The sequence below is a fragment of the Micromonospora endophytica genome (assembly GCF_003236305.1).
Classification (GTDB): domain Bacteria; phylum Actinomycetota; class Actinomycetes; order Mycobacteriales; family Micromonosporaceae; genus Micromonospora; species Micromonospora endophytica.
Genome location: NZ_POTX01000247.1, coordinates 1 through 8,450, shown reverse-complemented (window position 1 = coordinate 8,450; position 8,450 = coordinate 1). Strand labels below are relative to the sequence as shown.

Annotated in this window: 10 protein-coding genes and 1 pseudogene; 5 read left to right on the top strand and 6 right to left on the bottom strand. The window is 69.9% G+C overall.

Translation table 11 applies throughout. The annotated features are described in order from the left end of the window. The first annotated feature begins 78 nt into the window (after window positions 1-78). Window positions 79-1,212 (top strand): hypothetical protein, encoded by a 1,134-nt coding sequence (locus C1I93_RS25435; RefSeq protein WP_181445324.1) that lies wholly within the window; start codon window positions 79-81, stop codon window positions 1,210-1,212. A 66-nt stretch (window positions 1,213-1,278) separates the two neighbouring features. Here C1I93_RS25435 and C1I93_RS25430 read toward each other — a convergent pair whose 3' ends face one another. Continuing rightward, a complete protein-coding gene (locus tag C1I93_RS25430; RefSeq protein ID WP_111245815.1) occupies window positions 1,279-2,379 on the bottom strand; it encodes an MFS transporter in 1,101 nt (366 codons plus the stop codon). On the opposite strand from C1I93_RS25430, the gene C1I93_RS25425 reads away from it, so the two are divergent. Both C1I93_RS25425 and C1I93_RS25420 read left to right on the top strand, forming a co-directional pair. Continuing rightward, complete coding sequence (locus tag C1I93_RS25425; RefSeq protein ID WP_111245814.1) at window positions 2,378-2,716, top strand: ArsR/SmtB family transcription factor; 339 nt, start codon at window positions 2,378-2,380, stop codon at window positions 2,714-2,716. The genes C1I93_RS25430 and C1I93_RS25425 overlap by 2 nt on opposite strands. Window positions 2,717-2,827: 111 nt before the next feature. Beyond that, window positions 2,828-3,565, top strand: a complete 738-nt coding sequence (locus C1I93_RS25420) for a class I SAM-dependent DNA methyltransferase (RefSeq protein WP_111245813.1) — start codon at window positions 2,828-2,830, stop codon at window positions 3,563-3,565. Between the two features lie 47 nt (window positions 3,566-3,612). On the opposite strand, the gene C1I93_RS25415 is transcribed toward C1I93_RS25420, so the two are convergent. Continuing rightward, window positions 3,613-4,083, bottom strand: a complete 471-nt coding sequence (locus tag C1I93_RS25415; protein ID WP_111245812.1) for a hemerythrin domain-containing protein — start codon at window positions 4,081-4,083, stop codon at window positions 3,613-3,615. Between the two features lie 163 nt (window positions 4,084-4,246). Here C1I93_RS25415 and C1I93_RS25410 point away from each other — a divergent pair, with 163 nt between their 5' ends. Together C1I93_RS25410 and C1I93_RS25405 are read left to right on the top strand one after the other, a co-directional pair. Continuing rightward, complete coding sequence (locus C1I93_RS25410) at window positions 4,247-4,966, top strand: SanA/YdcF family protein (protein WP_111245811.1); 720 nt, start codon at window positions 4,247-4,249, stop codon at window positions 4,964-4,966. 4 nt (window positions 4,967-4,970) lie between these two features. Further along, on the top strand, window positions 4,971-5,570 hold the full coding sequence (locus C1I93_RS25405; RefSeq protein ID WP_111245810.1) for a nucleotidyltransferase domain-containing protein: 600 nt from the start codon (window positions 4,971-4,973) through the stop codon (window positions 5,568-5,570). Between the two features lie 67 nt (window positions 5,571-5,637). On the opposite strand, the gene C1I93_RS25400 is transcribed toward C1I93_RS25405, so the two are convergent. From C1I93_RS25400 to C1I93_RS25385, 4 genes and pseudogenes are all read right to left on the bottom strand, one after another. Continuing rightward, a complete protein-coding gene (locus C1I93_RS25400; protein ID WP_111245809.1) occupies window positions 5,638-5,994 on the bottom strand; it encodes a hypothetical protein in 357 nt (118 codons plus the stop codon). Window positions 5,995-6,041: 47 nt separating this feature from the next. Further along, window positions 6,042-6,377, bottom strand: coding sequence for a hypothetical protein (locus tag C1I93_RS25395; RefSeq protein WP_420811767.1), 336 nt, complete (start codon window positions 6,375-6,377; stop codon window positions 6,042-6,044). 84 nt (window positions 6,378-6,461) lie between these two features. Further along, a complete protein-coding gene (gene ychF, locus C1I93_RS25390) occupies window positions 6,462-7,547 on the bottom strand; it encodes a redox-regulated ATPase YchF (protein WP_111245808.1) in 1,086 nt (361 codons plus the stop codon). 251 nt (window positions 7,548-7,798) lie between these two features. Then, window positions 7,799-8,227: pseudogene (locus C1I93_RS25385) on the bottom strand (hypothetical protein); the annotation flags it as partial. Between the last annotated feature and the right edge of the window lie 223 nt (window positions 8,228-8,450).

Sequence of the window (8,450 nt, the reverse complement as noted above, 5' to 3'; positions counted from 1 at the left end):
GTATAAGAGACAGCGGTTCGGCTGGTCGCGCCGGCCAGTGCCGGGCCGGACGGGGAGCCTCCCGGCGTACGCCGGCAGTTGACGTTTTTGCGGGCGGCGCTGGACGACGGGGCCGGCGAGCGGGCGCAGGGCCTTTTTCCGGAGGGCTACTTTTTCAGCCACGCCCTCTACGGGCTGGCCTGGGTCGAGCTTGGGTTACGCGCTCCGGCGGGCGAGCGGGAGCAGGCCGTGGCGCAGGCCCGCTGGGCGTTGGGACGGTTGGAGTCGCCGGCCGGGCGGGCGCCGTTCTCCGAGACGCTGACTCCCGAGTACGGCGTTTTCTACCAAGGCTGGACCAATTGGCTGCGGGGCGGCGTACTCAGTTTGCAGCCGGCGCAGGATCGCGATGCTGGGGAACTGGCCCGGTTCGTCGATAGTGCGGTCGGGCTCGGCGCGGCCTTCGATGCGGCGGGGTCGCCGTATCTGGAGGCGTATCCAGGGCAGGCGTGGCCGGTCGACTCGACGGTGGCGGTGGCGTCGCTGCGGCTGCACGATCGGCTGCTGGCGCCTCGGTTCGAAGGTACGATCGCGCGTTGGCTGGAGGGCGTACGGCAGCGGCTCGACCCGGCCACCGGGCTGCTGCCGCATCGGGTGGACCCGGTGACCGGCGCACCGGACGAGGTGGCTCGGGGCACCTCGCAGAGCATCATCAACCGATTCTTGCCGGAGATCGATCCGGTCTTCGCCGGGGAGCAGTACCGGATTTTCCGGGACCGGTTCGTGGTGTCACCGTTGTGGCTCGGGCCGGCGGTGTTGGAGTACCGGTCCGGCACCCAAGGCTCGGCCGATGTGGACTCCGGGCCGCTGCCGCTCGGGGTGAGCCTGTCAGCCACCGTGGTCACCCTCGGCGCCGCCCAGGTGCACGGCGACGCGCCGCTGGCCGGGGCGCTGGCCAACTACGGCGACTTTGCCGGCCTGCCCGTGGACACCCCATGGACCCGCCGGTACGCCCTGGGCCTGCTGCCGATCGGGGATGCGTTCCTGGCCTGGTCGAAGACCGCCCGCCCGTGGATCACCGAGGTGGCCGACCCACCACCGTCAAGCGTCTCCTGGGCCTGGCGACTGCCGCTGCTGACCATTTTGCTGCTGATCGCCCTGCTCCCCTGGCTGCCCGCCCTGATCCGACACCGCCGCAACGCTGGATCTTGGAAATCCACCGTTCCGAGTAGCTGACGCCGGTTTTCCAAGATCTCGAAGAGGGCGGGTGACAGCGAAGCGGCCTGGGCCGGGCGGGTGTCGTCAGCGGCGCGATGAAGCGTCGGCGCGGTGGGGGAATCCGGCGCTGAGCCAGGCCAGCACGAGCAGAGCTGCGGCGATCGGCGGTATCCACATCGCGCCGACGGTGTCGACGAGGAGGCCGCCGAGTGCGCCGGCGACGGCGGCCCCCAGATAGAGGCCGGAGATGTTGAGCGAGACGGCAGCCATCGCCGAGTCGGGTGCGGCCTCGATGATGCTGGCCTGCAAGGGAGGGTTGAGCGCCCAGGCGAAGACCGACCACAAAGCGACGCCGACCAGGAACACCGGCAACGGCACCTCGATGATCACCAGCATCGCCACCAGCGCCAACGCGAGGGCGTGCCCGCCGGTGACGGCCAGCCTCGACGGTCGGCCACCGACCCGGTCGGCGAGCCAGCCGCCGAGGAACGTCGAGGGTACGCCGACGACACCGACAAGCAGCAGGACGGCGGGAAGCGGCGTGGTGTCGCCGTGGACATGGCCGAGGATCGGCGCGAGGTAGCTGTAGAACATCAACCCGCCGCTGCCGGAGAGGAACACCGCGACCACCAGGCGCAGCACTTTCGGGTTCCGCAGCGGACGCAGTCGCGCGCCGAGGGTGCCGCCGGGGTTGCCGGGCAGCCGGGGCAGTGCCACCGCGAGTGTCGCGTACGCCAGAGTTGCCACGATGGTGATCAGCACGAAGGTGGACCGCCATCCGAACAGCCCACCCACCCAGGCACCGAGCGGCACCCCGGTGAACAGCGCGACCGTCAGGCCCGCGGTGACCGTCGCCAGGTAGCCGCCCTGCTTTCCGGCCGGAGCGCCCTGGCCCGCGGTGGCGAACGCCGTCGCCGACACGGCGGCCGCGGCGAGGCCGGCGGCGATCCGCAGCCCGAGCAGGACCCCGAACGAGGGGGCGAAGGCCGCGGCCAGGTTTGCCGCCGCGAACACCACAAGCCCGGCCAGGAGTACGCGGCGGCGCGGCAAGGGGTCGAGCAGGACCGCCATGACCGGTGCACCGAAGGCGAAGGTGAACGCGAAGGCGGTGATCAGTTGCCCGGCTGTGCCGGCGGACACGTCGAGGTCGGTGGCGATCTCCGGGAGCAGGCCCGCGATCGACATGTCCAAGCACGCCCATCCGGACCTCGCCGACGTGCCGGTCACCACGGTGCTGTCGTCGCTCTCCGACCCGCTGCGGCTCGGCGTGGTACGGCTGCTCTCCGATGGGCAGGAGCGGCAGTGGGGCGAACTGGACGCGCCGGTCGCAGCCTCGACCCTGAGTCACCACATGAAGGTGCTGCGGTCGGCAGGCATCACCCGCACCCGCGACGAAGGCACCCGCTGCTACGTCCACCTGCGCCGCGACGAACTCGACGCGCACTTCCCCGGCCTGCTCGACAGCATCCTGAACGCCCCCGAACTCGGCGTCACCACGGTGGGGATCAAGCGGACCCGGTAATCCCGCAGGGCCGACCATCCGGACACTGTGGACAACGCTGCTTAACCGCGCCGCCGACCGGGAAAGACACTGCCCACGAGCATCCGTTCCTGGTGACTACGGGGGTCACAGATGTCAGTTTTTGATGATCCGGGACATTTCGGCAGCTACTGGGCCGACAGCTACGACTCTCCCGGCGGGCTGCCAGACCCGGTGCCGGCGGTGGAGTTCCTGGCCGGTCTAGCCGGTGAGGGCCCGGTGCTGGAGTTGGCGAGTGGCACCGGCCGGGTCACCGTTCCGCTCGCCGCCCGGGGGATCCCCGTGGAAGGGGTCGAGGGCTCGGCGGCCATGGCCGCGAAGATGCGGGAGAAGCCGGGTGGCGACGCCATCCCGGTTGCCGTGGGCGACATGGCCGACGTGCCGGCGCCCGGCGGGCCGTACACAGTGGTGTTCCTGGTTTTCAACACGCTGTTCAACCTGGTGCGGGCCGAGCGGCAGGCGGACTGTTTCCGCAACGTCGCCCGGGTGCTGAAGCCGGGCGGGACGTTCGTCATCGAGACGTTCGTGCCGAACGAGGCCGACATCGACCGGGACGAACAGGTCCAGATGCGGGACGTCACCGAGGATTCGGCGACCATCAGGGTGCACAAGTACGACCGCGAGGCGCAGACGTTCCTGCGGCAGACCATCACCTTCGACGGTGCCGGGGTGCACCTGCACCCGTTCGCCATGCGGTACCTGTGGCCCGAGCAGATCGACGAGATGGCGGCTGCCGCCGGTTTCCACCTGGCCGAACGCCACGCCGACTGGCACCGGACCCCGTTCGGTCCAGACAGCACCTCCCACATCTCCGTCTACCGGCTGAGCTGATTCAGATACGGAAGCGCCCCTCTGGGGGCGCTTCCGTACCGAGATCCTCAGAGCGGTCCGAGCACATTGTCCGGGTGGGCGTCCAGGGAGAGGGTTTCCAGCACGGTCAGGAGTTGGCGTTCCTCGTACCGGAAGTGCGACTCCATGATCGCCGCAAGCCCTTCGAGGTGCCGATCCAACTCCTCCGGCGGGGCCGCTCGCGCCACGGCGGCCTGGAGACCACCCAGTAGATGGGAGATCATCGAGTGGTCCTGCCGCAGATAACGCAGCGTCTCCCGCAGCTCGGGATACTGCGCCGCGATCGCGGGGAACAGGTCACGGTCCTCGCCCTCATGGTGGGCGGTCAACGCGGTGCAGAACCCGTGACAGAACAGCAGCAGATCTCTGGTCGCTGGCTCCGCCTGCGCGCCGTCAGCGAGAGCCTGCCGGGTCACGGAAAGCGCTTCGCGGAGTCGGCCGTGCACGCGGCGCAGCTCATTGCTCCAGGCCACCAGCCTGGTCTGTTCGCCCTCACCCATAGGTGACGGGCGAAGGTACGGCGATCATCATCGTCGATTCCCTTCGGTCCGGCGCCTCCATGCCTGACACGGCCTGCCACCGACACGCGACGCTGCGGCCGAACGTAACACGAGATCGTGCGGCCCACCGGCCCGCTTGGCGCTGCCTGGAATACTGATCCACATGGCGATTCGTACCGCATTGGTAGCCAGACTGCGTCAGATCGCCGAGCGCGGTCGCGGTCGATGGCTGCGTCGGGCGGTGATCGCCGGCGCGGTCGGCGCGGTGCTGGTGGCTGGCGCGAGTGGGGCCAGCGTGAGTTGGATCCGGTCCGGCGCCGAGGGCCGGATGTACACGGTGGAGACAGCTCCCGAGGCGCCGGTCGCGCTGGTGTTGGGCACCCGGGTCCAGGCCGACGGTACGCCCGCGCCGTTCCTCGCCGCCCGCCTGGAGGTCGCCCGCGAGTTGTACGCCACCGGCAAGGTCCAGGCGATCCTGGTCTCCGGCGACAACATGCGCGACGAGTACAACGAACCCGAGGCGATGCAGCGTTGGCTCGTCGAGCGGGGAGTGCCCGCCGACAAGGTGGTGCTCGACTACGCGGGCTTCGACACGTACGACTCGTGTGCCCGCGCCAAGCGGATCTTCGGCGTGGAGCGGGCGACGGTGGTGACCCAGCAGTTCCACCTGGCCCGCGCGGTCACGGTCTGTCGGAACCTCGGCGTGGACGCCATCGGCGTGGGCGACGAGACGGCCCGGGAGTACGGCCGCACCTGGCAGTTCGCCGCCGCCCGAGAGTACGGTGCCGGCATCAAGGCCGCCGTCGACGTGCTCTCCGGCCGCGACCCGGTGCATTTGGGCCCCCGCGAAACCGACCTCGACGACGCCCTGCGCACCGGCTGACCCCATGCGGTACGACCCGCAGCGGCATGTCTGGGCACCGCTCTCCGTCACCGAAGTGGGCACCCTCCTGACCGGTTGCCCGGTGACCTGGTGGCTTTCCGGCGGCTGGGCCATCGACCACTGGTGCGGCACAGTGAGCCGGCCGCACGGCGACATCGATGTCAGCACCCTCCGGCCATCGCTGCCGACGCTGCTCGACCGCTTGCCGGACCGGTTGCGGCCGGTTGCGGCCGGTTGCGGCCATCGCCGGAGAGTTGCACCCGCTGGCCGATCACCGGGACAACCCCAGACTGCGCAACATCTGGACCCCGGCCCGGACCGCTTCGTCCTCCAGGTCAACCTGGAGGACGGCGACGACGAGGTCTGGCGCTACCGCCGCGATGCCCGGATCGATCTGCCCTGGGATCGTGCGGTCACGCTCGTCCGCTCCGTGCCGACCGGCACCCCGGCCACCCAACTGCTGTGGAAGTCCCAGGACCCGCGCCCGGTGGACGACCACGACCTGAACCTCGCGTACGACATGCTGCACCCCACCGACCGACGCTGGTTAGGCGAGGCCATCCGCGTCGCTCACCCGTCGTCACCCTGGCTCACCGTGGCCTGACGCCCGCACTGTGGGTGCGTTTGTGGCTGCCCTGGTAGCAACAGATGCACCCACAGCCGTGATTCCGCTACCGGGCCACGGCGCAGGCGGCGAGGGCGAGCAGGACGAAGGCGGGTACGGCGGCGATGAACCCGACCCGCCCTGCCGACGTCTCCGGACTACGAGCGCTGGCCAACCCGAGCATCACCAAGCTGATCAGCAACGCCACGAACAGCGCCGGAGCGCCGAAGAAGATGCCGGCAATCAAGAAGCCGTCCCGCGGCGACCCGCAGAAGGACTCCTGGCAGTCCGGGTCCACGGTGTCGGGCAACGTGTGTGCCAGCGCGAAGAAGGCCCCCACCACGGCCGCGTACCACCCGAACAGGCACAGCAGAGCCAGGGCGGGATTTGTCTTCCAGGTCCCCTTCGGAGCAACGTTGGACACCGTACGAGTCTGCCGGAATCCCGCCCTCTCCGTTGCCCCTGATTTGATCAGCGTCGGAGCTGGGACGAGCGTAGGTCCAGGAACATCACGTGCAATCCGACCAGACCGTGTTCGGGATGGTCGAACGCCTCCGGAACGGTGGCGAGCACCCATGAAACTGGCCGTCGCCACGTGCGATCCGCGACCAGGCCGGTTGGGACCCATCTTGGCGCTGCCGAGGACCGTCGATCCGTCCACCGCCACGACGGTACGACCAGGCGGAGACTCCATCCACCACCCGCGAGCCTGCCCAGGCTGAGGTTTTCCGGAAACGCGTAGGTGCGCCCCGACGCGACGATCTGATTGAAGAAGGGGTAGATCGTCGGCCAGTCGTCGTCCCGCACGTCTCGGATCATCACCCGGTCACCGTAGCGAAGAGTGCACGGTGCTGAGCCGGGCGCCGAGTTCCGTCAGCCGTCGAACTGGACCTACACGTTGAAGCGGAACTCCACGACGTCGCCGTCCTGCATCACGTACTCCTTGCCCTCGATGCGGACCTTGCCCGCCGCCTTGGCCGCCGCCATCGAACCGGCCCCGACCAGGTCGGTGTAGGAGACCACCTCGGCCTTGATGAAACCGCGCTGGAAATCGGAGTGGATCACCCCGGCGGCCTCCGGCGCGGTCGCGCCGATCGGCACGGTCCAGGCCCGCGCCTCCTTGGGCCCGGCAGTGAGGTACGTCTGGAGTCCGAGCGTACGGAAACCGACCCGGACCAGCTGGTTCAGCCCCGGCTCGGACTGCCCGATCGACTCCAGCAGCTCGCGGGCCTCCTCCTCGGGCAGGTCCACCAACTCGGACTCGATCTTGGCGTCCATGAAGACCGCTTCGGCCGGCGCGACCAGTGCCCGCAGCTCGTCGAGGAACTCGGCGTTGTTCAGCTCGGCCTCGTCGACGTTGAAGACGTACAGGAACGGCTTGGTGGTGAGCAGGTGCAGCTCGCGCAGATGCTCCAGCTCGATCTTGGCGGCGGCCGCGCCCGCGTACAGGGTGGTGCCGTTGTCCAGGACCTCGACGGCGGCCTTCGCGGCGGTCACGGCGGCGGCCCGGTCCTTGCGGAGCTTGGCCTCCTTCTCCAGCCGGGGCAGCGCCTTCTCCAGCGTCTGGAGGTCGGCCAGGATCAGCTCGGTGTTGATCGTCTCGATGTCGTCGGCCGGCGAGACCTTGCCGTCGACGTGCACCACGTTCGGGTCGGAGAAGGCGCGTACGACCTGGCAGATCGCCGAGGCGTCCCGGATGTTGGCGAGGAAGGCGTTGCCCCGCCCCTGCCCCTTGGACGCCCCGCGCACCAGCCCGGCGATGTCGACGAACGACACCGGCGCGGGGATCACCTTCTGCGAACTGAAGATCTCGGCGAGCTTCTCCAGCCGCTCGTCCGGCAGCCCGACCACGCCGACGTTGGGCTCGATCGTCGCGAACGGGTAGTTCGCGGCGAGCACGTCGTTCTTGGTCAGCGCGTTGAACAGGGTGCTCTTGCCGACGTTGGGCAGGCCGACGATGCCGATGGTGAGACTCACGACGAGCCAGCTTACGCCGCTACCCGACGGTCAGGGGCAGCGGTGGGTCAGGTCCGGTGGGTCGGGTCGAGCTGTCGGGGCACCAGGGTGTCACTACGCCGCTCTCCGGCAGCCAGCCGGCTGTCGTCCGATCGAACCGCGCCGGGACGCCGCTCGACAGCGACAGCCGACGGGAGTACGCCAGGCGGCAGCTCGGCGGCAGCCGCAGGCAGCGCACCGGGCGGCAACTCGGCGACGGCCCCAGGCAGCGCACCGGGCGGCAACTCGGCGGCAGCGGCCAGGGGCAGCGTGAAACGGTCGTCGGCAGCCGGACCGGCCGCGTGTGACTCGCGCAGCATCCAGCGGACCTCGTCCGGCGTCCAGCCCAGCGCCGGCCGGCTGGCGATCTCCCGGAGCAGTCGCAGGCCGGGCCGGGTGTCGTCGTCGTAGAAGCGCATGCACCAGTGATGGACCCACATGCCCAGCGCCCGTACGCCGTCCGGGTCGAGGGAGCCCAGCAGGCGGCCGCAGGAGGTGTCGTCGAAGGGCCGGCCCGGGTCGTCGGCGCGGTCCCGCTCGATGGCCCCGAGCGCGGCGGGCGCCACCGCCCGCATCCGGTCGTAGAAGCGTTGGACCACGGCTGTGTCCAGCGGTGGGTGCCCGTCCGTCGACGCCGCCGCCCGACCCGCAACGCTTCCCATCCCCGTACCCCTTCTTGAGTTGGTGGCCGCACGCTACCGACCACAACCGACACTTTCTCGCGCACCACCCGCCGCGCGCTGCCCGGCACACCACCCCCCGCACCTGCCCGGCACACCAACCGCCGCGCGCCTTCGCGGCACGTGCACGTATGCCGGCCTGTTAATAGGGGGCCCCTGCTATACACCAGGCGTTAATAGGGGGCCCTTCCTTGCACCTTCCCCC

Excerpts from the sequence above, each read along its gene's own strand:
- C1I93_RS25405 (WP_111245810.1), top strand. The coding sequence starts at position 4,971 with ATGCGGTACGACCCGCAGCGGCATGTCTGGGCACCGCTCTCCGTCACC.
- C1I93_RS25415 (WP_111245812.1), bottom strand. The coding sequence starts at position 4,083 with ATGGGTGAGGGCGAACAGACCAGGCTGGTGGCCTGGAGCAATGAGCTG.
- C1I93_RS25430 (WP_111245815.1), bottom strand. The coding sequence starts at position 2,379 with ATGTCGATCGCGGGCCTGCTCCCGGAGATCGCCACCGACCTCGACGTG.
- C1I93_RS25410 (WP_111245811.1), top strand. The coding sequence starts at position 4,247 with ATGGCGATTCGTACCGCATTGGTAGCCAGACTGCGTCAGATCGCCGAG.
- C1I93_RS25425 (WP_111245814.1), top strand. The coding sequence starts at position 2,378 with ATGTCCAAGCACGCCCATCCGGACCTCGCCGACGTGCCGGTCACCACG.
- C1I93_RS25420 (WP_111245813.1), top strand. The coding sequence starts at position 2,828 with ATGTCAGTTTTTGATGATCCGGGACATTTCGGCAGCTACTGGGCCGAC.